Raw genomic sequence first — 21,267 nt, 5'->3', positions numbered from 1 at the left:
GAAGCATCTTCATATGCCGTAATGAAATCAACTAAATCCCACTAACAATGAGCAGACGTTTCTTTAAATTAATAACGAGACAATCATGTTCAACTAAATTAAGTAATTATGCTTCTGGTGTATATTCAATTCCCAAATAATCAAAACACCCCTTTTTCAAAAGTGTAAAAATAATTTTTATTTTCGATCTTTAATCAGTATCAAACTAAGCGTCATAGCCATTAATAAAATTAGCACATAAGTCGGTAAAGCAAACAAACTACCGTTGTGCATTATAGTCATAAGGTACGTTAATGCACTAATTAACATGTAATAGGCGAAACTAAAGATTCCACTTGCCAGGCCGATAATATGTTCGAACCCAATTAAAGCTTGGCTAAGAACGATTGGTAACATCATGTTTAGCCCAATGAACACAAACAGAATGGATACAAACATCAGATTTAAGTGCCTATTTGCACCGCAAAACATAACTAAAACACCTAGCAATGACACAACTAAACTAATTTCGATTAGCTGAAAACCTGTCAAAATGTTTGCTAAGAAATTTGTGATTATTGAACCAGACAAAATTGCCCCCGCAATGATGAGCCCCGTCCATCCATATTGCACTGTCGATAATTGAAAGCCTTTTATAAATACAAATGGGGCTTCAGCATAGTAGCTGAATAAAATCCCATTAACCCCACTTATTAAAACAGCATATCCCCATACTTTAGAACTTTTAGCCAATTCTTTAATGGCAACAATCCAACTAACATGTTTTTCTATTGTATCTACGTTTCGTGTTTCAGGTAACCGTACCCCTGTATATAATAAGAGCGCAACGGCCATGCTCACTAGTGTAGCAAAAACACTCCGATATCCATAGCTTGATTGTAAGTATCCACCAATCAGCGGACCTAATGCCGGAGACAAAGCTAATGCCGCGCCAACTTTGGCAAATACTTTCTCTCCTTCAATCCCATAAAACGATTCTCGCATAATTGTCTGTGTTATAACTGATCCCGCCGATGCCCCAAACGCTTGAACCATTCGAAATACTAAAATATAACTAAAATTCTCAGTATAAAGTAATCCAATGTTCCCTAGTAAATAAATGGCCAACCCAAACAACATAGCTGGTTTACGGCCATGTTTGTCAGATAGCCAGCCAAAAAATAAAACCCCAAAAGCAAACATTAAAAAATATGTGCTCATGGTCAACTGCGTTTTTTGTGCTGAAACATGCATACCCGAACTCAAAGCCGGAAGAATTGGTGTAAATATTGATTCACTTATTTGTGGAAAACCAATTAAGGCAATAATAATTAAAATTGACGGTTGTTTTTTTAGGACGTTATTCATCTTTTCTCCTCTATATTATAATAGAAATAGTAGAAATTTTATGAAAAACGTCCTAAATCATTTACGGTGGCACATGGAATAAATGTAATATATAAATTCATTAGTTGCATCCCTTTATTCTTGATATGTGCTGAATATATCACATCATTGTATCATAGACAACATGCTAACAACCTAAAAACACTAAAAAGCTCACAGATATTAACCTGTGAGCTTTTTGAATTAAACACCAACAATAAATTGGTGATTTTATTTTAATAATCTTCGGTATCACTAACATGGATGTCTCCATTTGTGGCAATGACATGTAACTTATTTTCATCATCTTGCCCAAAAGTAGTCTTATCTGTGCTAAAATCACCGTCATCATGTCGTTTGGTCTGCACATCTTTTTGGTTTTGCACATCCACATTTCCGTCATGTGCCGTCAAATCCACCGCTAAATTGCTCTGTGGTTGTGTCAAAACAACTCGATTATCTTGCACCTTCACAGTATTGTCACCCATAAAGTTGGTTTTAATGGCTCTAAATGGCGCATTATTAATAAATTCCATTTGCTGGAAATTACCACCTTCTAAACGAGTCCCACTACCATCATTTCGAATGCTTCCATTTTTAAAATCAACATGGTTCAAAATAATGCCACCATCGATATTTTGAATTTCAGTTTTTTGTTCCACCTTTAATTTACTAATATCTAAAGTTCCGCCTTGAACCTTAATATTTAATTCATCTAATGGATAATCGACTGGCAGGGTTACAGTAATCGTAGGTTGATCATATCCAGTCACGATATTTTTCACCTCAAAGCCTTGGTTTTTAACCGTCACATGGTTACCATCCCGCTTAACCGTTACCCGATCTTGACTTAGTAACCGTGTCTTCAAGCCAAATTCATTGCCCCGCTTAATCGTGATATCAGCATCATGCGTGTCAAGTTCCAAATTTTTAACATCCTTCACATCATAGCCTTGTCGTGTAACATATTTTTCAATATGAAAACCGCGATCAAAACTTAATGTATCTAATTTACTATCATTTCCATACCAACCAATGATCCCCATAATTGAACCAACTAAAATGGCAGCTAATCCAATTAAGGCCGTAATTCTTAATTTTTTATTGTTCATTTTGACGGTCCTCCTTAGCTAATTCTGGCCGGCGCTTCAAAGTTAGATTTCCAACCCACCGTGCGATACGGTAACCAAGCCATCCAATGCCGTACACAATCCAAACGACAATTGGCACGATTAACACAATGCCACCTAAAAGTGCTACTCCGCCACCAATTAACATCAAACTCATCATCAGGCTTTGTGTCATCACACCTACACCAGCTACAATCGCTGCAACACTCAAAAAGATTGCCCCAATCATCAAACCAGCCGCACTAAAGATTCCAAAAATTAAGCCTAAAATCACTAATGCGAAAATAAATACTAAGATCAACGCGACCGGAATTAAGATAGGTGAAGCAAATACGCCCAACAAAATTAACCATGCAGCATTCCAAGGATTCCCTTGCTTCGTAGCCTGGCGATGTGGTAGCGTCCCATCAGTTGCGACCGTGTCGTCAGCATCCATTTCTGTCCACCCCATTGCATAATTAGCATTAACTTGCCGTGCTAAATTCTTCGGTTGTCCAAATTCTTGATAAATTTGATCAATACTCATCCCTGAATCTAAGAATAATTCTTCATAATACCGATACGTCATTTCCCGTTCCCCATCTGGCAAGGGGGCCAGATAACGATCAAACGTTGCCAAATACTCCTTAATTTCTGGATTCATCTTCGTCACCTCCATTTACTGATTTTTCTTCGATTAATAAATTATCCACAGCCACTCTAAATTCACCCCACGCAGCTCTAATTTCTGCCAAATGGATGCGACCACTCTCGGTGATTCGATAATACCGCCGATGTCGCCCTTCAAAAGCTTCATCATACGTTTCAAGATATCCATTTTTTTGTAACCGCCGCATGACTGGATACATGGTTGATTCACTAATATTTAAATGGTTTTGTACCTGTTTCGTAATTGCATAGCCATATAAATCTTGCTCATTCACCAAGGACAAAACCGTCCCGTCTAATAGAACAGTTGGTACCTGTATATTCATAATTATAGTCCTTTCCGTGTTTTAATTATATGTGATATAACATAACTTATAAAGTTATAATATATTACATATAACATATAGTCAACTCTTTTTTAATATTTAATAAAAAACGTCTGGCATTACCTCAAAATAAAAGCAATGCCAAACGTTTTAATGATTAAAATAACTTACAAATTACCATTTAACTGTGGATCTTCAAAATAAGTGTTAATCATTTCGGTCACCATATCCCATTCTTCATCAGTTTCAATGGGCAAAAGCGCATCTTCGGGGTGTGAAACGTCAGCTTGGGGCGCATAAACAAAGGCTTGAATTTCATAGTCCTCGTCATCACTAGCTTCATCATCCATCGCCGCATTATATAAAATAATGTAGGTACGCTTGAATTTTTCATTTTCTTCAAACCGGAAAAGTTCCTTAAATTGATATTCGCCGCCTTCATCGGTAAATGTAAAGCTTAGGTCATCGTGGTTTTGAGCCATTATTCGTCTTCCTCATTTTCTTCCAACCATTGATTCAAACGTTCTTCGACCATCTTCCACTCATCTTCATCTTCAATCATATCCAAAGAACCTTCATCAGTAACTTCAGTATCGGCAATATCAGAACTAAAGGCTTGAATATCAACTTCATCTTCATCCTCAGAACCAGCGGCAACGACATAAATATAACGTTTGTTATACTTCTCAGTTTCATCAAATGCGAATAAGATATCAAATAACTCTTCATTTCCATCTTCATCAATCAAAGTGATGTAATCTTGTTCTTCATCCATTATTAATTCCTCCGTATTAATCAAACGTCATCCGTGACCCACTTGAATCAACCAAGGGGCCTTTACGATCCAGATAATTTTGCAAAATCAACGCTGCCGCTAATTTATCAATAACCTGCTTGCGCTTTACTCGCGATGTATCCGCCTCTTCCACCAACATCCGTTCTGCTTCAACGGTCGTCAGCCGCTCATCTTGAAAATCGATAGGCAAATTAAACTTTGCTTGTAAAAGTTCGCCATAAGCTTGCGCTGCTTCTGCGCGTGGACCCAAGGTATTATTCATATTTTTAGGAAGGCCTAGCAAAAAACCGGTTGGTTGATGTTCTTTCACCAATTCTTGCATGCGATTCATCCCGAATTCTTTGGCGTCCTCATCAATCGCAATAATTTCCAACCCTTGGGCTGTCCATCCCAAGGGATCAGAAACTGCTACGCCCACGGTCTTTGATCCAACATCTAGTCCAAAAATACTCATTTCTTCAAATAATCCTTTACTAACGCTTCAATAATATCATCCCGTTCATAACGGCGAATTAAATTCCGAGCATCATTATTGCGTGGGATGTAGGCGGGGTCACCAGAAATAATATAACCAACAATTTGGTTAATCGGATTATAACCTTTTTCCTCCAGCGCTTCGTAAACAATCTCTAGCGTTTGGCGTACATCTAATTGATTACTATCATTGATCTTAAAAACGGTTGTATTTTCATTAACTGCCATAAGTGTTCTCCCTTCTAAATATAGAAGCTACAGTCCTGTCCATACTTTAACTATATTGTACACTATATTACTCAGTTGTCAGCCATTTTTGTGCTGCGGCAAACGCATCAGAAATCCCAGCTGGGTTCTTACCACCGGCTTGAGCCATGTCAGCACGGCCACCACCGCCACCACCAATGGCTGGGGCGATAGCTTTAATCAAATCACCAGCCTTTAGGCCTTGCGCATTCGCCGCAGGACTCATTGCTACCAAAAGGTTAACTTTCTCACCTAAGTTAGCTGCCAAAATCAAAACATCTGATGGCGTATTTTGCTTCCAGCTATCTGCCGTTTCACGCAAAGCGTCCATGGATTCAACCGCCAATTCAGTTGCAATATAACTCCAATTCCCTGCAGTTTGCACTTGATCAAAAGCACTTGCTGCCGCTTGATTAGCTAGCTTCTTCTCCAAGCCACTAATTTGACGTTGCGCATCTTTCAAACTGTCTTGCAAAGCCACAACCTTATTTGGTACATCCGCTAATTCAGGCGCCTTAACCGTTTGTGCAACTTGTGTTAATAACTGGTTTTGATTTTGGACATATTTCATTAGTCCTTCCCCAGTCACGGCTTCAATCCGTCGTACACCAGCCCCAGTTCCGGATTCACTGATAATTTTAAACATTCCAATTTCAGCGGTCGAATTCACATGCGTTCCACCGTCAAATTCAGCATTAAAGTCACCAATGGAAACGACCCGCACTTTTTCACCATACTTTTCAGTAAAGACAGCAACTGCGCCTAACTTTTTGGCTGACTCCAGGTCTGTTTCGACCCAGGTTACAGGTAAGTTTTCAATAATTTTAGCGTTCACTAAATCTTCAATTTCTTGTAACTTAGCTGAATCGACTGCTCCATTGTAAGTAAAGTCATATCGCAATTCATCTGCATTCACCAAAGAACCAGCCTGCGTAGTGTGCTCACCCAAAATGTTACGTAAAGCTTGGTCCAACATGTGCGTAGCCGTGTGATTCTTTGAAACAGCTGCATGATAAGCCCGATCCACATCTAAGCGATAAGTTCCGCCCTGTTGAATTGGGGCTAAGAGCTGCAAGGTGTGCAAGTGTTGTCCGTTGGGCGCATTTTGCACGTCCACGACTTGTGCTACCACTTCACCAGCTTCATTTTTGATAGTTCCATGATCAGCAACCTGACCACCCATTTCAGCATAGAATGGGGTTTTGGCAAACAAAGCTTGCACCTGACCGTCATCAGTGGCATCTACCAGCGTATTATTTTTAATTAACGCCGTCAATTCAGTTGCTTCAACAGTCAATTCAGACCAACCAACGTATTCTGATGGCACCTTTAAATCAGTCAAAAGTTCATTTTGAATCCCCATGGAAGCTGAATCCGAACGAGCAGCCCGCGCACGTTCTTTTTGCGCGGCCATCGCTTGATCAAAGCCATCTCGATCAACCGTCATGCCGGCATCCTCAGCGGCTTCCACGGTTAATTCATATGGGAAACCATAGGTATCATACAACTTAAAGGCCACTGCCCCATCAATTTCTTGCCCTTGCTTTTGTTCAGCGATGACTGAATTCAATAAGTCAAGGCCATCCGACAATGTTTTACTAAAGCGCTCTTCTTCAGCGACAACAATTGAACTAATGTACTCGGCATTGGCTTTGACTTCAGGATAGTAATCAACCATAATATCGCCGACCACTGGTACCAATTCTTCCAAGAAGGCTTTTTGAATGCCTAACTTCCGGCCGTGCAAGACTGCGCGTCGGAGCAAACGACGGATAATATAACCCCGACCTTCATTAGAAGGCAAAGCCCCATCCCCGATTGCAAAGGTAACTGCACGAGCATGGTCAGCAATCACTTTAAAGGAAATATCTTTATCGCCACTTTCACCGTAATGATACTGCCCCGACAATTGCTCAGTGGCCCGAATCAACGGCATAAACAAGTCTGTTTCAAAATTGGTATCCGCGTGTTGGAAAATTGAAACCAAACGTTCCAATCCCATCCCAGTATCAATATTCTTATGTGGCAATTCTGGATAGTCTGCATGATTTGTTAAGCCAGGCAAATGGTTAAATTGTGAAAAGACAATATTCCAAATTTCTAGATATCGCTCATTTTCACCCCCAGGGTAATTTTCAGCTGAATCATCAGCATCAAATTTAGCTCCCCGATCGTAGAAAATCTCCGTATCCGGTCCAGAAGGTCCTTCACCAATATCCCAAAAATTATCAGGTTCTTCATACAAATGGTCAGGCGCTACCCCTACTGATAGCCAAAGATCCTTAGCTTCTTGGTCATCTGGATAAACGGTAATATACAAATTATCAGGATCCAAGGCATACCATTCAGGACTAGTCAAAAGCTCCCAGGCCCAAGGAATCACTTCTTTTTTAAAGTAATCACCAATTGAAAAATTACCCAACATTTCAAATAAAGTGTGGTGACGCGCCGTATAACCGACGTTTTCAATATCATTGGTCCGAATTGATTTTTGCGCATTCGTAATCCGATGATTTTCAGGAATGACCCTTCCATCAAAGTACTTTTTTAAAGTGGCAACTCCAGAATTAATCCATAATAAAGTTGGATCGTCTTTTGGAATTAATGACTGTGATGGTTCAATACTATGTCCTTTACTTTCAAAAAAACGTAAAAACATTGAACGAATCTCAGCCGATGATAGTTCTTTCATGTTCTGCACCTCTTATTTTAAATTACTTATACTAATAAAAAAATAGACCTCTTACAGTCAGGGACGAAATCCTCGCGGTACCACCCTGATTGCAATGCAGATCTACCTCCATTACCTCTCATAAGACCGATAACGCTGGCTCGCGATTCAAAAACTTGAATATCATTACGTTGGTAGCCCGTTTTAAGTTTAGCGTCATTTGCACCACCCATGACGTCTCTAAAACCATTGACTTAAACCGTATGTCCTAGTAAAAGTATAACATATTTCTTCTTAATTTTATTTCAAACTTATTGATTTTCTTGTGAACGCCAAAAGCATCCACCAGCCAACAATTGGACCCCCAAAATTAAGCTCGCTAATGGCAAAATAGTCTGCGTTCCAAACATACCGACCAAAGGGGACATCAAACCGCCAATCGCATAACGCGAAGTCCCCAACAAGGCTGACGCACTCCCAGAATGCGCCTGTTGACCTTGCATCGCTAAGGAAGTAGCCATCCCCTGCACACCACCGACCGCTGATGTAATCATGAAAAAGGCGAGCAACACTCCACCTAAGCGGGGGCCCATTAAGGTCGTCGTCAACAAAATGGTACCACCTAGCAGACCGTAAATAATAAACCAGCCTAAGACTCGCCGTTCACCGTATTTTGGTGCCAAACTTCCAGCTAAGGCTGTCATCACCGTCATCCCGACCCCATTAAGCGCATATACCAATCCAAACAGTGTCACATTTAAATGAAAAATATTTTCCAAAACAAAGGATGAGCCCGAAATATACGCAAATAAGGCAGCCATCATAAAGGTTTGCACCCACAAGTAAGTCATGAAGTTCTTTTTGTGCGCTAATTTTAAATACTCACGCCCCTGAAGTTTCAAAGATGCCCCTAGTGAACTAGGCTGCTCGAAGTCTACCGACTGAACTTGCGGTGATTTTTGCTTTGTTTCAGGCAAGCCGAAAAATACCGCCACGAATAATAATAACCCAATCGTCATCAAAATCACAAAAGTCATCTGCCAATTGCTCAATGCCACAACCATACCACCCAAAACGGGCGCAATAATTGGAAAGATCCCATTAATAGCCTGATTAATGGCAATCTGGCGTGTTAGACTAGGACCATTAAACGAATCCGTAATAATCGCTAATGATAAAACAATGCCAACTGAACCTGACAAACCTTGTAAAAATCGTAAAGCAATCATCCAACTAATATTCGTCGAAATACTGATTAAAAATGAGGTCACAGCAAAGATAAAAGTTCCAATTAAAAGCGGTTGACGCCGCCCAATTTTATCTGACCAAGGGCCCACAAATAATTGCCCAACCCCCAGCCCAATTAACGATGCCGTAATTGTAAGCTGAGCCAAAGAAGCCGTGGTGTGAAAATCATGTTGCAGCCCAGGGAGCCCCGGCAAATAAAAATCCATTGAAAAAACAGCAAAGGCACTTAGCACCCCTAATAAAATAACTTGTAAATAATTAAATTTATTTTGATTTACCACAATTTGTTATACTCCCTTTCATCAAGTTCTGCCACTCAACCTAACTTTTACTTGTTTTAATTTGTTCCAATCCAGCATTAAAAATGCAAACCTAATAACCATTCGGCGATATTAAAATAAATAACAACCGATGTCAAATCACTTAATGTCGAAATAAAAGGTCCTGAAGCCACCGCTGGATCTATTTTGACCTTACTCATCAACCATGGCACCACCGTCCCCGCTAAATTCGCGACCGTAATCGCACATGCCATTGCTAAGCCGACCGCTAAGCCGAAGAGCCAGATTTTAGTCCACAACCAAACCACTAGAAAAATCGTGCTGCCAGCTAATAATCCCATTAATAATCCAATTAATACTTCGACCCCAATCATCCGCCAAACACCAGGATGCTCATGCAAGGTAATTCGCCGAATCGCCACCGCTAAGGATTGCGTTCCTGCATTTCCAGCTGTTCCAGTAATCAACGTAATAAAAACAGCTAAAAGGGGTAATTGTTGTACGACGAGATCGTAATGCTTAATAACCGAAGCCGTTCCCAAGCCCAAAAAGACTAAAATCAACAGCCAAGGGAGCCGTTTAACCACCGATTGAAAGGGGCTTTCCTCAAAGTCAACGTTATGCACTCCGGCAAAACGTTCATAATCTTCCGCACTTTCCGCTTCAATCACGTCCAAGATGTCATCAATCATAATAATTCCCAGCATCTGATCATCTTGACTCACAACAGGTAACGCCACCAAGTCATAATCGGCCATTAAACGGGCAACATTTTCTTGATCTTCATTGGGTAAAGCCGTCACCAAATTTTGCGTCATAACATCGACGACTTGCTCATCATCGGCATGAATAATTAAACTTTTTAAAGAAATAACTCCCGCTAATTTTTGATGGTCGAGCACGTAAATATAGATAATTTGCTCTGACTCAGATGCCTGTCGTTTAACTTCCACCAATGCTTCGCCAATTGTTAAATTCAGATCAACGGCAACATATTCCGTTGACATCAACGATCCCGCCGTTTGATCAGCGTAGCCCAACAATTCGCGCATCTCTTTGGCGTCTTCCGGAGCTAATTGTTGCAAATAACGTTGGCGTTGCACATCAGGCATAATTCCTAATAAGTCGACCGCATTATCAACATACATCGCATTTAAAAGTTTCGCCGCATACTGCGGAGTCATTTCTGACAAATATTCCTGTTCATCAATCGTCTCGGGATCAATCAAGTCAAAAACGTCCGCTAAATTCACGGGGTCGACCCATTCAATTAATTGGCGCCGTTGCTGGGCACTTAATGCTTGAAAAATTTGTGCTTGGTCATAGTTATGCAAATCATCAAAAACCGTGTGAAAGGTCCGCTCTTGACCACGTTCTAAAGCACGAAACAATTGTTGATAAACTGGAATAATCTCATCACGTAATTCAGTTGTTTCCATGCCATTCACCCCTATTTTCTATATTATCAACTTATGTATACCAACGTTAAGCCATTCTTACAATGATTTAACGCTCGCTAGAATTTAATCTATGATATCTTGCAAGTTAAAATCCCCTAAGATTACTTGCATATCTTCTGGAATATCAGCTTGACAATGCCGTTGGTACTGCGCAAACGGATCAAACCATTGAATCCAATAAGCGTGCAACATCTGGCGATTGGCTCCCCGATTCATGGGTCCACCATAAATTTCATCTCCCACTAAGGGGTGTCCTAAGGCTTTGAAATGCACCCGAATTTGGTGTGTTCGTCCCGTATGCAGCTGCACTTTAACCAAAGTTTGATTTCCATACCTGCGTACAACCCAGTATTCCGTCATAGATGGTTTCCCATCCTCACGCACTTCCCGCCGAATAAAGTCATCATCCATTCGACCAATCGGTAAATCAATCACGCCATGATCATCCGTTAAATTACCATCAACGAGGGCCAAATAACGCTTATCAACGGTATGTTCCTTCAAAGCTTTATCTAACAAACCATGAGCAAACCGATGCTTGGCTAACAACGCAACCCCTGATGTAAAGCGGTCCAATCGTGTAACGACGTGGGGGACCAAATCTTTCGCCCCTTCCTGCACCAAATAACCCTTCACACGGTTAACCATCGTAGTTTCTCGATCGGCTTTCCCTGGCACGGAAGTCACACCAGCGGGTTTATTCACCACCAAAAAGTTATCATCTTCAAAAAGAATGGGCAATGGCAAGTTAGAATCCGCTAACGTTTCATTACTAGCCTCGGGGGGCATAATCACCGTCACACGTTGGCCCTCATCAATTAAATCAACCGTCTTCACGGGCCGACCATCTAATAAGAGGCGCCCGCCACCACGCCTAATAATGCTAAACATGCGATGCGATACTCCACGTTCAGCTAAAAAGGTCTTGAGCTTAGTTTGCCCTGCTTCTTGCTTAATCCAACTAAAACTTGCCATTAATCTACAACCTCATCTCCAATAAAACTATTGCGCACCCGATGCCAGAATGGGGTATGTCGATAGCTCACAAACGATATGCGTTCTTTTGCCACTTTAAATTCAATCCAATCCACCTGATTACTTGTTTCATTTAAAAGATCATGTGTAATAATGACTGACTGTTGTTCTTTGAGTGGAACAATACGAATGGTCTCGTCTGGTCCCACAACTAAGGGCGATCCTAATGTCCGAAAGACCCGATTATTAATCGAAGCAATTTCAGCTAGTTGAATACTAGCCAAGCTAGGATGCAATACAGCCCCCCCAATCGCTTTATTATAAGCCGTCGACCCGGTTGGCGTAGCGGCTGTCAGACCGTCGCCCCGAAAGCGTTCAAATATTTCACCATCTAGGTAAACATCGACCGCTAAAGTCCCTGTCACTTGTTTAATTGAGGCTTCATTTAAAGCTAAATTCGTAACTTCTTGTCCATCATGATAATGCGTTTGCGTAGCCAATAATGGATATTGGACCATTTGACCTTGTGAGTTTAGCAAAGAGGTTACTAATTGATCTAGTTCAAATTCCTGCCAATCGGCATAAAAACCGAGATGACCTGTATGCACCCCAATAAACCGAACCTGTTCCACTTCATTCTTATATTTTTGAAAGGCAGCTAACAATGTTCCATCCCCACCAACACTAATCACCACTTCCGGATGCTGATCATCAAAAATAAATTCCTGGGGATGCTTGTTTAATAACATCTGCAAAATGTTGGCGACCGCTTTGGACCGCGAACCTTGATTCTTATAAATTGTTATTCTCATCCTGTACATGATCTCGTTTCGTGTGATTCCGTAAAGCATGTTGTGATTCACTAATTTCTTGATGCATTTCTTGGAATAAATCGTCCACCTTAAAGGTCAATTCAGCTACTTCACGCAATTTATCTTCCATATCTTCGGGATAGGTCCCGTCATATTTGTAATTCATAGCATGTTCAATCGTTGCCCAAACGTTCATTTGCATGGTCCGAATTTGAATTTCAGCTAAAATTTTACGTTCACCCTGCGCTGTTTCAATTGGGTATTCAATCACAATATGATATGAACGATAACCTGATGGCTTAGAATTAGTCACATAATCGCGCTCTTCCAAAACCACCATATCATTCCGCGCACGAATTAAATCAACCACAGTATAAATATCATTGGTAAACTGCGTCATAATCCGAATCCCAGCTAAATCTTGCATGTCTTGCTCAATTCGATCCTCATCAACATGCCGTCGTACTAATTTCTCTTTAATTGCATCAACACTTTTAACACGTCCCGTCACAAATTCAATTGGCGTTTCAACCCCAGTTTGTATATATTCTTCTCGTAAAGCGCGAAACTTAACTTTTAATTCAGCCACCGCTTGTTCGTACGGGCGTAAAAAATTCTGCCAATTTTCAATCATTTCATTCTCTCCTACTCCAAAGACTATGCTCTTTGAGATGTTGTAACCGGTTTATTTGTCCGAATACAGCCAATTTTTATTATACTAAAAAATCTAAAGCTAAGCCAATCTATCTATCCATAAATTGGTCGTCGCATATTCACACTAGAAAACATCAATTGGAAATGAAAGCTTATCACAAAAGGGCTTACGCCAATGAGGTGTAAGCCCTTTTTACTAAAATTATTAATTATTTTACTTCATCATGAGCAAAATTAAATTCGGCTGGCAAATCAAATTCATGCCGCAAATCATTAAAGACCGCATTAATCACTTGATCCATATCGAAGTAACGATATTGACCTAGTCGCCCCCCAAAGAGCACTTCAGAATGCTCTTCACGCGCAGCTTTAGCATATTGCTTGTACATCGCCATATTCTTATCATCATTAACTGGATAATAAGCTTCCTTCGTGCGATCCCAGGCTTGTGGGTACTCGCGGGTAATCACAGACTTACCTTCATCAGCTAAGCCATCAAAATGCCGCCATTCCATTACTCGTGTATATGGGGTCTCAGCATCTGTATAATTAATCACCGCATTCCCTTGGTAATTATCAGAATCAACCGTTTCCGTTTCAAAGCGTAGCGAACGATACTCTAATTCACCAAACTTATAATCAAAGAATTGGTCAATCATTCCCGTATAAATAATCCGTGGGAACTCGGCTAAATACTCATCCCGGTGGGCAAAGAAATCAGTATTGACTTGAACATCGATTAAATCATTATCCAGAATCAAGCGTTCAAAAATTTGGGTATATCCACCAACAGGGATCCCTTGGTAACGGTGATTGAAATAATTATTATCATAAATGAAACGAACCGGCAAACGCTTAATAATAAAGGCAGGCAAATCAGTTGCTTTCCGGCCCCATTGCTTTTCAGTATATCCCTTGATGAGCTTTTCATAAATTTCAGTTCCAATCAAAGAGATGGCTTGTTCTTCCAAATTGCGCGGAGCTTTTCCATCCATTGCAGCCACTGCTTCAGCCTTTTGCTCATCAATTTTAGCCTTCGCTTCATCCGGCGTCTTCGTCCCCCACATTTCATAGAAGGTATTCATATTGAATGGCAAATTATAAAGTGAGCCTTTGTAATTGGCAACAACTTGATTTTGGTAACCATTAAAATCAGCAAATTGACGGATATAATCCCAAACTTCTTTGTTGTCCGTATGGAAAATATGCGCTCCAAAATCATGCACGGTGATTCCGTGTTCAGTATGCGTATACATGTTCCCACCAATATGTGGCCGCTTTTCAACGATTAGAGAACGCTTTCCCCGCTTCGCTGCTTCATACGCAAAAATCGAACCGTATGGCCCAGCTCCCACGATCAAATAATCATAATTTTTATCATTTAATGCCATTACTTATCCCTCATTTCATCTATCTCACTTTAGCCCCAACCAAAGCGAGTTCTGTTTCACATTATAAAATATAATAAATCGCCTGTATACCAAATTTAAAATTTTTTATCATCTACATTACCCGCCTAGATCTTACTATAAGTCTGGGTAATTTTCTATTTCATCACTTCGACAGATTCAATGACCGGCTTGAAATGCCGTCCCGCTTGCACGCCGCTCACTAAAACATGGATCCGTTGCCGCCGATTTTGAATACCTGGTTTCAAACATAATTTTAAAAACTCATACAAGATACGTGCGTCGGATTTCAACCGCCCCAAGAAATTTCGTTTCGCTCCGTAATAAACTTTATTCCGATATGAATAAAAATAACGGGGTAACCGATCCAAAGAATCAGTCAAGATATCAGACCCGACATTGCTCTTCATCTTGTGGGTTACGCGAGCATCGGCCACAAAGTACCCAGGAGCCACACGACCAGCCCGTTCGGTATATTCAATATCATCCCCCCAAATAAAGAATTCAGTGATGGGCAGCCCAATTTGTGCGACCACAGGACGAGCCATTAATAGGCTCACAAAAGTCGCGTTCATCAATTCTTCATTTTTAGTCGTATTTTCAGGAATTTTATGGAGCCGGTTTTTTGGCGCCGGATTATTCATCTTCGCGCGATGACCATCCGTCCACCGTACGTCCGAAGCTAAAAAGCCAAACTGAGGTGTTTCATGCGCAAACCGCAATAAATTAGTTAAGGTCTCTGGATGTGGTACAGTATCATCGTCCATCAACCAAACAAATTCATCTTGGGTGTGTTCCATAAAGTAACGCACCCCACGATTAAAGCCACCCGCACCACCTAAGTTTTCATCTAACCGCATATATTCAATTTGCGATCCTAAACCAGTTAAATATTCATATGTATCCTGGTCTGAATGATTATCAACAATAATAATATGATCCACTTTTGTTTGTGAATTTTGTAAAGCCGCAATGACTTCTTTTAACATTGTTAACCGATTAAAAGTCACGACTACCGCACTCGTCGTCATAAATTGCTCTCCTTAGAAATGCGTTTTTTTATTTTGAGAATTACTAAAATGACGGCGCAAAAAATGCCACCCTTTATTCAACCAATTTGTTTTTTCCAATGTTACCAATGGATATTCCAAATATCGTTTCTCATTTGCAATCAACCAAACATCCATCAAACGCTCACCTAAAAAGCCGAGTGCCCGCTGATCTTCCCCTGTTAATTGCGCATAATCCAACTGGTCATCCACTAATTCTAACACGCCAAACATAAAATCAGTATAAGCTTGAAAATCTGCCTGTCGCATAATACTCATATTAAATAAATGAGCCTTTTTTGATGCTTGAACCTGCTCAAAAGCCGCTTGGTATCTAGGATAATGCTTTGTAATCACAGCTGATAACACTTCCAAAGGGCGTTTGGCATGCGCATTTAAATAATGTTTGGCTTGCGTTTCAATCCAATAATTGCGTGCCTTAGGCAACAAAACATCCGTTTGCGCCAACCCCTGCTCAATATCACTTTGCGTCAATAAAGCCGTGTATTGATGACTCATCTTGCGTCCTAAAAAACGTCGATAGTGTGCTAATCCAATTACCTCTTGATCTTTTAAATTATATTTAGCCCAATATAAAGCCGTTAATTCATTATAATGAGCATTTTTCTGAGAGATATTGCGACCAGTTTCATCTTTGAGCCAATGTTCATTTGGTACATTCGCATGCTGGGCTGCCCCCACCAGAATTGGCCGATAGATTGAATCATCAGGCATCGAATAGGGCTTATGGGCTGCTACTAAAATCGTCACCTTTGTCGCTGCTTGTTCCATCAGTTCTCTCCTCAATAATCATATTCCAACCATGATTTAAACACTTTTTGGCTCTAAAAAAAGTGGGAAAACGCTGCCGTCACCCACTCCAAGTGCTCATTCAATTAATCCATTTCTGTTTCATCTGGATCAACAATCACGTTACCGGCTTCAATTTCTTCAAACGCTTGCCCAATTGGCTTCACTGAATCAAATTTCGCGATGGTTGGTAAACTTCCTTGTTCCAATTCATGTGCTCGTTTTGACCCTAGCGCAATTAACTTATAACGTGAATTTACTTGTTCTAGCAACTTATCAACAGATGGATATAAAATCATTTCTCAAACTCCTCAATCATAGCAATATATTCTGGTAAAATATGGTTCACACGTAGCCGTTCAACCTGCACAATATTCTTAATCCGATCCACGGCAGTCTCAACTTCATCATTAACCACGGCATAATCATAATTAGCCATCATGCGAATCTCAGATGAAGCGGCCGCTACCCGGCGCTCAATCACCTCTGGTGCGTCAGTGCCACGACCTTGAAGCCGTTCTTTTAAAGCTTTTAAATCAGGTGGTGTCAAAAAGATATAAGCTCCTTCAGGCATCTTTTCTTTGACCTGCAAAGCCCCTTGGACATCAATTTCCAAAAAAACATCATGTCCGGATGCCAAAGTTTCATCGATAAAACTTTTGGGAGTTCCATAGTAATTACCAACATATTCAGCATATTCTAGCATGTTATTTGCTTTAATATTAGCTTCAAATTCATCACGACTCACGAAGAAATAGTCTTCTCCATGGACTTCACCATCCCGTGGCTTACGCGTCGTCATTGAAATCGAATACGTGAAGTCAATATCTGGCTCCTCAAACAAGGCCTTCCGTACCGTTCCTTTACCAACGCCAGATGGACCAGACAAAACAATTAAAACCCCACGCTTCATGTCCTATGTACCCCTTTTACATCTTTGTAATAATAACTCTTATCTTACCTGTTTTTCAAATTTTATTCAACTACTAATCCAAGCATACCGCACTTAAAAAGCCACCAGCAACCACCCTGAAATTTTGTAAGACAGTTAACATCAATACCATACGCTTAATCCTGATTTTGAGCCAACAAATCACGCGCATTCTGCCGGGCGGCATCAGTTAATTGATTCCCAGATAACATCCGCGCAATTTCATCAATTCGTGCCTTCACATCCAGTGGAGTCACAGTTGTCAAAGTCCGATCGTCAACAATTTTTTTCTTAATATATAATTGATGTTGCGCAATTGCCGCAACTTGTGGGAGATGCGTAATCGTTAAAACTTGCGAGTGTTCGGCTATTTTGGAAATCTTATTCGCGATGGCTTGCGCTACCCGGCCTGAAACACCGGTATCCACTTCATCGAAAACAATGGCGGTCACCCCTTGATCTTGCGCAAAAATAGTTTTCATCGCTAACATCATACGGCTCAGTTCTCCTCCGGATGCAATTTTTGCCAAAGGCTTGGCTGCTTCACCCGGATTAGTTTGAATATAAAATTCAATTTGATCTTGTCCCGTAGCATGCAACGTTTTTGTTTTTTCCATATGTACTGAAAAAACCGCTTTATCCATATACAAATCAGCTAATTGTTCATGAATCGCTTGGGTTAATTGGCCCGCTGCTTGTTTGCGCAAATCCGTTAACTTTTGAGCTGCCACATGGGTAGTATGTTGGGCTTGAACCACTTGTTCTTTCAAATCCGATAATTCCGTACCTTCGCCCTTCATCAAGCTCAATTCTTGTTCAATTTGATTTTGATAACTTAGAATTTCTTCAACAGTCGCCCCATATTTATTTTCTAATGTATGAATTAAATTCAAGCGATCAGTTACTGTTTGTAACCGGTCGCCATCAAATTCTAGTCCGTCCCGAACCGCGGCTAATTCTGACGCTGCTTCTTGCAACTCATAATAAGAATCACGAATGGTTTCCGTCAACTTTTGATAACGGCTCCCAACCTCTTCAATGCTCTCCATCGAACTCAAAGCTTCACCTACAATCGTTAAACCGTTTCCTTCCCAATCGCCATCAAGGGAAGTATAAGCAGCCGACAACGCTTCTAAAACATCTTGGAAATTAGACAACTCCTGATACTCATGATCTAACTCCTCTTCTTCGCCGGTCATCAACTGCGCTTCTTGCAATTCATTCACTTGAAAGGTCAACATATCTAAGCGCTGCGCAAAAGCCTGTTTATCAGCTTGGCGCTGCCGATAGCGCTTAGCGAGGCTTTGATACTGCTTAAAAGCTTCCGTATAAGTTTGCCGCGCTGGTTCTAACTCAGCCCCAGCATACTGGTCCAAGAGTGCCTCATGCCGTTCAACTTTCATTAATTCCTGATGTTCATTTTGTCCATGAATATCAACTAGGTATTGCCCAATCTCGCGCAGACCAGTCGTATTAACTAATTGTCCATTCACCCGGATGACATTGCGCCCGCTTTGTTGAATTTCACGATGAATCAATAATTGTTGCTCATCTAATTCAATATCATATTTATCCAAAACTGGCGTAATCCGCTCGGTGTTTTCCAAGGTAAAAAGCCCTTGTAAAACAGCTTTTTTCGTCCCTTCACGCAGATAATCTGTGGAACTCCGCCCACCAGCCAACAATCCTACAGCATCAATAATAATCGACTTTCCCGCGCCAGTCTCCCCTGTTAAAACGGTCATCCCATCGTCAAAGCTGAGATTCAGCTCTGAAATAATCGCAAAATCTTTAATTGATAATTCCTGTAACATTGTTCACTCCTTATTTCATGGTAATTGGGCCAACTTATCCATTAAACCTGAAGCATGATACCCGGCTTTGACAATAATCAATGCGCCGTTATCATCCCCGACAACCCCAAAGATTTCATTTAAATCTAAAGCTTCTAAGGCAGTCTTTAAGGCTGGACCAGTTCCCGGCAAAACTTTGACCATAATCAAATTACCCTGCGCCTGCATCCGCGTTTGTGATTCTTGTAAAATCGCCTTAACCTGCGTTTCATAATCGGCATCCCGCATTAAGTCATACGCAAAGCCCCCTTCACTTAGAGGGACTTTCACCAACTGCATACTACTAATATCGCGTGAGACGGTCGCTTGGGTCACATTCCAACCACGATCATTTAAAATCCTCGCTAGTTCTTCTTGCGTTTGAACCCGCTGTTGTTTAATAATCTGTCTAATTTCGGCTTGCCGTGCCATTTTATTTCTGACCATCCGTCTGCTCCCGATGTGCATTTAATTGCTCATGTGCGGCTTGCACCATGGCTTGTCGCGCTGCTAAATTAATCGTATCTTGCCCACCATCTAACTTCAAGTGTGCAATAAATTCAATATTACCAGAGCCACCTTTAATTGGGGAATAGTCCAGTGCCACCATACTAAAACCAGCTTGTTGTGCATATTCAGTGACTTGATTAATCACTTGAAGGTGCGTTTCAGCGGACTTCACAATCCCATGCTTACCTACTGCCGTACGCCCCGCTTCAAATTGAGGTTTAATCAAGGTAGCCACTGACCCTCCTGGCACCAAAATTTGAGCCAAGGGCGCTAGAATTAAATTCAATGAAATAAATGAGACATCAATTGTTGCCATTTCTGGCTGTCCCATTTTAAAATCATCTAGCTTACTATACCGAAAGTTTGTGTTCTCCATCACTACGACACGCTCGTCTGAACGCAATTTCCAAACGAGCTGATTTGTTCCAACATCCAACGCATAGACTAATTGAGCCCCACTTTGTAAGGCAACATCCGTAAAACCACCCGTCGATGATCCAATATCGAGCACCGTTTTACCGCTAAAGTCTAGCTTAAAAACGTCGCGCATTTTTTCTAACTTAAAACCACCACGTGAAACGTAAGGCATCGGCGCCCCTTTTAGATGCAACTCAATTGTGACCGCAATTTTTTCACCCGGTTTATCCATGCGTTGCTCATTTTCGCCTAAAATTTCACCGGCCATAATGGCTCGCTTCGCTTGCTCCCGCGAAGTAAATAAGCCTTGTTGCACGGCTAAAATATCAACCCGCTCTTTTTCCAATTTCGCCATGAATCCCTAATTCTCCATCACATCTTCAAAATATGCTAAACTCGTTTTCAACAATTCCCAATCTAATTGACTGACTTGCACTAACTCAGCTACCGCCTGTTGCGCCTGCTCCACCGTGGCTTTTAAGCGCTCCTGCGTGGCTTTGAAACCAATTAAAGCAGGGTAAGCATTTTTATCTGCACCTTTGTCTTGTTGCCAGTCATTCAAATCATCTTTTAATTGAAAAGCAAAGCCAAAAGCTTGACCAAAACGGATTAAAGCCTGCATCTCAACTAGGCTAGCATTGGCCATAATGCCACCAGCCTGACAAGCATAGGTAATCAAAGCACCCGTCTTTTTTTGATGAATTTGATCTAATTCTGCAACTTGGGGCGTGCGACCGGTCATCTGCCAATCTTCAACTTGGCCGCCTACCATGCCACCTACCCCAGCCGCTTGCGCCAAAGTCTGGGCTAATGCAAGCTTTTGTTGCGAGCTTAAGTGTTCTGCACTCAACAACCATTCAAAAGCTAAGGGTTGTAAAGCATCCCCCGCTAATAAAGCGATTGCAGCACCAAATTTACGATGTGTCGTGGGCTGACCTCGCCGTAAATCATCATCATCCATAATAGGTAAATCATCGTGAATCAAGCTATAGCTATGAATTAATTCCACCGCACTGGCCGCTTTTAAATATGCCTGCGTATTCACATGATAACTTTGTAAGACAGCCAGCGTTAATAACGGGCGGAGCCGTTTTCCACCAGCCAAAGTGGCATACTCCAAAGCCGCCTGCAATTCATTATTTGATGACACTGATGCTAATCCGTGGGTTAAAGTTTCCTCAATTTGCGGGTGCATCTTTTGCGTAAATTGATTAAAGTTCATA

General features: G+C 41.0%; 23 protein-coding genes. All 23 read right to left on the bottom strand.

The annotated features are described in order from the left end of the window. Nucleotides 1–177 precede the first annotated feature (177 nt). The 23 genes from IV73_RS00340 to IV73_RS00225 all read right to left on the bottom strand — a co-directional run bounded on the left by IV73_RS00340 (nt 178) and on the right by IV73_RS00225 (nt 21,266). Nucleotides 178–1,347 carry a multidrug effflux MFS transporter gene (locus IV73_RS00340; protein WP_057753271.1) on the bottom strand — a complete coding sequence of 390 codons (1,170 nt, stop codon included), beginning with the start codon at nt 1,345–1,347 and terminating at the stop codon, nt 178–180. A gap of 254 nt (nt 1,348–1,601) precedes the next feature. Then, complete coding sequence (locus IV73_RS00335) at nt 1,602–2,477, bottom strand: DUF4097 family beta strand repeat-containing protein (RefSeq protein WP_057753269.1); 876 nt, start codon at nt 2,475–2,477, stop codon at nt 1,602–1,604. Further along, on the bottom strand, nt 2,467–3,138 hold the full coding sequence (locus tag IV73_RS00330) for a DUF1700 domain-containing protein (protein ID WP_057753268.1): 672 nt from the start codon (nt 3,136–3,138) through the stop codon (nt 2,467–2,469). Before IV73_RS00330 ends, IV73_RS00335 begins: the two co-directional genes overlap by 11 nt. Next, nucleotides 3,122–3,469, bottom strand: a complete 348-nt coding sequence (locus tag IV73_RS00325) for a PadR family transcriptional regulator (RefSeq protein WP_057753266.1) — start codon at nt 3,467–3,469, stop codon at nt 3,122–3,124. The genes IV73_RS00330 and IV73_RS00325 overlap by 17 nt, the downstream gene beginning before the upstream one ends. A 167-nt stretch (nt 3,470–3,636) precedes the next feature. Beyond that, the gene (locus IV73_RS00320) at nt 3,637–3,951 is read right to left on the bottom strand and encodes a DUF1292 domain-containing protein (RefSeq protein ID WP_057753264.1); all 315 of its coding nucleotides are present in this window, start codon (nt 3,949–3,951) and stop codon (nt 3,637–3,639) included. Beyond that, nucleotides 3,951–4,244: a DUF1292 domain-containing protein gene (locus IV73_RS00315; protein ID WP_057753262.1), complete on the bottom strand. Its 294-nt coding sequence runs from the start codon at nt 4,242–4,244 to the stop codon at nt 3,951–3,953. The genes IV73_RS00320 and IV73_RS00315 overlap by 1 nt, the downstream gene beginning before the upstream one ends. A gap of 16 nt (nt 4,245–4,260) precedes the next feature. Further along, complete coding sequence (gene ruvX, locus IV73_RS00310; protein ID WP_057753260.1) at nt 4,261–4,719, bottom strand: Holliday junction resolvase RuvX; 459 nt, start codon at nt 4,717–4,719, stop codon at nt 4,261–4,263. Further along, a complete protein-coding gene (locus IV73_RS00305; protein ID WP_057753258.1) occupies nt 4,716–4,967 on the bottom strand; it encodes an IreB family regulatory phosphoprotein in 252 nt (83 codons plus the stop codon). The genes ruvX and IV73_RS00305 overlap by 4 nt, the downstream gene beginning before the upstream one ends. Nucleotides 4,968–5,034: 67 nt before the next feature. Continuing rightward, entirely contained in the window at nt 5,035–7,677 is a 2,643-nt protein-coding gene (gene alaS, locus IV73_RS00300; protein ID WP_057753256.1) for an alanine--tRNA ligase, read from the bottom strand. 290 nt (nt 7,678–7,967) lie between these two features. Continuing rightward, entirely contained in the window at nt 7,968–9,185 is a 1,218-nt protein-coding gene (locus IV73_RS00290; RefSeq protein ID WP_057753252.1) for a multidrug effflux MFS transporter, read from the bottom strand. Between the two features lie 77 nt (nt 9,186–9,262). Continuing rightward, entirely contained in the window at nt 9,263–10,624 is a 1,362-nt protein-coding gene (gene mgtE, locus IV73_RS00285; protein ID WP_057753249.1) for a magnesium transporter, read from the bottom strand. 84 nt (nt 10,625–10,708) lie between these two features. Then, a complete protein-coding gene (locus IV73_RS00280; RefSeq protein WP_057753246.1) occupies nt 10,709–11,620 on the bottom strand; it encodes an RluA family pseudouridine synthase in 912 nt (303 codons plus the stop codon). Continuing rightward, nucleotides 11,620–12,432 (bottom strand): NAD kinase, encoded by an 813-nt coding sequence (locus IV73_RS00275; protein ID WP_057753244.1) that lies wholly within the window; start codon nt 12,430–12,432, stop codon nt 11,620–11,622. The genes IV73_RS00280 and IV73_RS00275 overlap by 1 nt, the downstream gene beginning before the upstream one ends. Next, nucleotides 12,413–13,066: a GTP pyrophosphokinase gene (locus IV73_RS00270; RefSeq protein ID WP_057753242.1), complete on the bottom strand. Its 654-nt coding sequence runs from the start codon at nt 13,064–13,066 to the stop codon at nt 12,413–12,415. Before IV73_RS00270 ends, IV73_RS00275 begins: the two co-directional genes overlap by 20 nt. Nucleotides 13,067–13,295: 229 nt before the next feature. After that, a complete protein-coding gene (gene glf, locus IV73_RS00265) occupies nt 13,296–14,477 on the bottom strand; it encodes a UDP-galactopyranose mutase (protein ID WP_057753240.1) in 1,182 nt (393 codons plus the stop codon). Nucleotides 14,478–14,632: 155 nt separating this feature from the next. Next, nucleotides 14,633–15,526, bottom strand: a complete 894-nt coding sequence (locus tag IV73_RS00260; RefSeq protein ID WP_057753238.1) for a glycosyltransferase family 2 protein — start codon at nt 15,524–15,526, stop codon at nt 14,633–14,635. A gap of 12 nt (nt 15,527–15,538) precedes the next feature. Continuing rightward, nucleotides 15,539–16,336, bottom strand: a complete 798-nt coding sequence (locus IV73_RS00255) for a DUF4422 domain-containing protein (RefSeq protein ID WP_236697711.1) — start codon at nt 16,334–16,336, stop codon at nt 15,539–15,541. Nucleotides 16,337–16,440: 104 nt separating this feature from the next. After that, complete coding sequence (gene rpoZ / locus IV73_RS00250; protein ID WP_057753237.1) at nt 16,441–16,653, bottom strand: DNA-directed RNA polymerase subunit omega; 213 nt, start codon at nt 16,651–16,653, stop codon at nt 16,441–16,443. Continuing rightward, the gene (gene gmk, locus IV73_RS00245; protein WP_057753235.1) at nt 16,650–17,267 is read right to left on the bottom strand and encodes a guanylate kinase; all 618 of its coding nucleotides are present in this window, start codon (nt 17,265–17,267) and stop codon (nt 16,650–16,652) included. The genes rpoZ and gmk overlap by 4 nt, the downstream gene beginning before the upstream one ends. Before the next feature lie 155 nt (nt 17,268–17,422). Next, entirely contained in the window at nt 17,423–19,099 is a 1,677-nt protein-coding gene (recN, locus tag IV73_RS00240) for a DNA repair protein RecN (protein ID WP_057753233.1), read from the bottom strand. 15 nt (nt 19,100–19,114) lie between these two features. Next, on the bottom strand, nt 19,115–19,564 hold the full coding sequence (locus tag IV73_RS00235) for an arginine repressor (RefSeq protein WP_057753231.1): 450 nt from the start codon (nt 19,562–19,564) through the stop codon (nt 19,115–19,117). Further along, on the bottom strand, nt 19,551–20,399 hold the full coding sequence (locus IV73_RS00230; RefSeq protein WP_057753230.1) for a TlyA family RNA methyltransferase: 849 nt from the start codon (nt 20,397–20,399) through the stop codon (nt 19,551–19,553). Before IV73_RS00230 ends, IV73_RS00235 begins: the two co-directional genes overlap by 14 nt. A gap of 6 nt (nt 20,400–20,405) precedes the next feature. Beyond that, the gene (locus IV73_RS00225) at nt 20,406–21,266 is read right to left on the bottom strand and encodes a polyprenyl synthetase family protein (RefSeq protein ID WP_057753228.1); all 861 of its coding nucleotides are present in this window, start codon (nt 21,264–21,266) and stop codon (nt 20,406–20,408) included. Nucleotide 21,267: the final 1 nt, after the last annotated feature.

It is taken from the genome of Weissella kandleri, from assembly GCF_001438705.1.
In the GTDB taxonomy this organism is placed as follows: Bacteria; Bacillota; Bacilli; order Lactobacillales; family Lactobacillaceae; genus Weissella; species Weissella kandleri.
This window is presented reverse-complemented; position numbering and strand designations above follow the sequence as displayed.

Excerpts from the sequence above, each read along its gene's own strand:
- IV73_RS00280 (WP_057753246.1), bottom strand. The coding sequence starts at position 11,620 with ATGGCAAGTTTTAGTTGGATTAAGCAAGAAGCAGGGCAAACTAAGCTC.
- gmk (WP_057753235.1), bottom strand. The coding sequence starts at position 17,267 with ATGAAGCGTGGGGTTTTAATTGTTTTGTCTGGTCCATCTGGCGTTGGT.
- alaS (WP_057753256.1), bottom strand. The coding sequence starts at position 7,677 with ATGAAAGAACTATCATCGGCTGAGATTCGTTCAATGTTTTTACGTTTT.
- rpoZ (WP_057753237.1), bottom strand. The coding sequence starts at position 16,653 with ATGATTTTATATCCATCTGTTGATAAGTTGCTAGAACAAGTAAATTCA.
- IV73_RS00225 (WP_057753228.1), bottom strand. The coding sequence starts at position 21,266 with ATGAACTTTAATCAATTTACGCAAAAGATGCACCCGCAAATTGAGGAA.
- IV73_RS00305 (WP_057753258.1), bottom strand. The coding sequence starts at position 4,967 with ATGGCAGTTAATGAAAATACAACCGTTTTTAAGATCAATGATAGTAAT.
- IV73_RS00330 (WP_057753268.1), bottom strand. The coding sequence starts at position 3,138 with ATGAATCCAGAAATTAAGGAGTATTTGGCAACGTTTGATCGTTATCTG.
- IV73_RS00325 (WP_057753266.1), bottom strand. The coding sequence starts at position 3,469 with ATGAATATACAGGTACCAACTGTTCTATTAGACGGGACGGTTTTGTCC.
- IV73_RS00230 (WP_057753230.1), bottom strand. The coding sequence starts at position 20,399 with ATGGCGAAATTGGAAAAAGAGCGGGTTGATATTTTAGCCGTGCAACAA.
- mgtE (WP_057753249.1), bottom strand. The coding sequence starts at position 10,624 with ATGGAAACAACTGAATTACGTGATGAGATTATTCCAGTTTATCAACAA.
- IV73_RS00235 (WP_057753231.1), bottom strand. The coding sequence starts at position 19,564 with ATGGTCAGAAATAAAATGGCACGGCAAGCCGAAATTAGACAGATTATT.
- ruvX (WP_057753260.1), bottom strand. The coding sequence starts at position 4,719 with ATGAGTATTTTTGGACTAGATGTTGGATCAAAGACCGTGGGCGTAGCA.
- IV73_RS00270 (WP_057753242.1), bottom strand. The coding sequence starts at position 13,066 with ATGATTGAAAATTGGCAGAATTTTTTACGCCCGTACGAACAAGCGGTG.
- glf (WP_057753240.1), bottom strand. The coding sequence starts at position 14,477 with ATGGCATTAAATGATAAAAATTATGATTATTTGATCGTGGGAGCTGGG.
- IV73_RS00335 (WP_057753269.1), bottom strand. The coding sequence starts at position 2,477 with ATGAACAATAAAAAATTAAGAATTACGGCCTTAATTGGATTAGCTGCC.
- IV73_RS00340 (WP_057753271.1), bottom strand. The coding sequence starts at position 1,347 with ATGAATAACGTCCTAAAAAAACAACCGTCAATTTTAATTATTATTGCC.
- IV73_RS00260 (WP_057753238.1), bottom strand. The coding sequence starts at position 15,526 with ATGACGACGAGTGCGGTAGTCGTGACTTTTAATCGGTTAACAATGTTA.
- IV73_RS00255 (WP_236697711.1), bottom strand. The coding sequence starts at position 16,336 with ATGGAACAAGCAGCGACAAAGGTGACGATTTTAGTAGCAGCCCATAAG.
- IV73_RS00315 (WP_057753262.1), bottom strand. The coding sequence starts at position 4,244 with ATGGATGAAGAACAAGATTACATCACTTTGATTGATGAAGATGGAAAT.
- recN (WP_057753233.1), bottom strand. The coding sequence starts at position 19,099 with ATGTTACAGGAATTATCAATTAAAGATTTTGCGATTATTTCAGAGCTG.
- IV73_RS00320 (WP_057753264.1), bottom strand. The coding sequence starts at position 3,951 with ATGGCTCAAAACCACGATGACCTAAGCTTTACATTTACCGATGAAGGC.
- IV73_RS00275 (WP_057753244.1), bottom strand. The coding sequence starts at position 12,432 with ATGAGAATAACAATTTATAAGAATCAAGGTTCGCGGTCCAAAGCGGTC.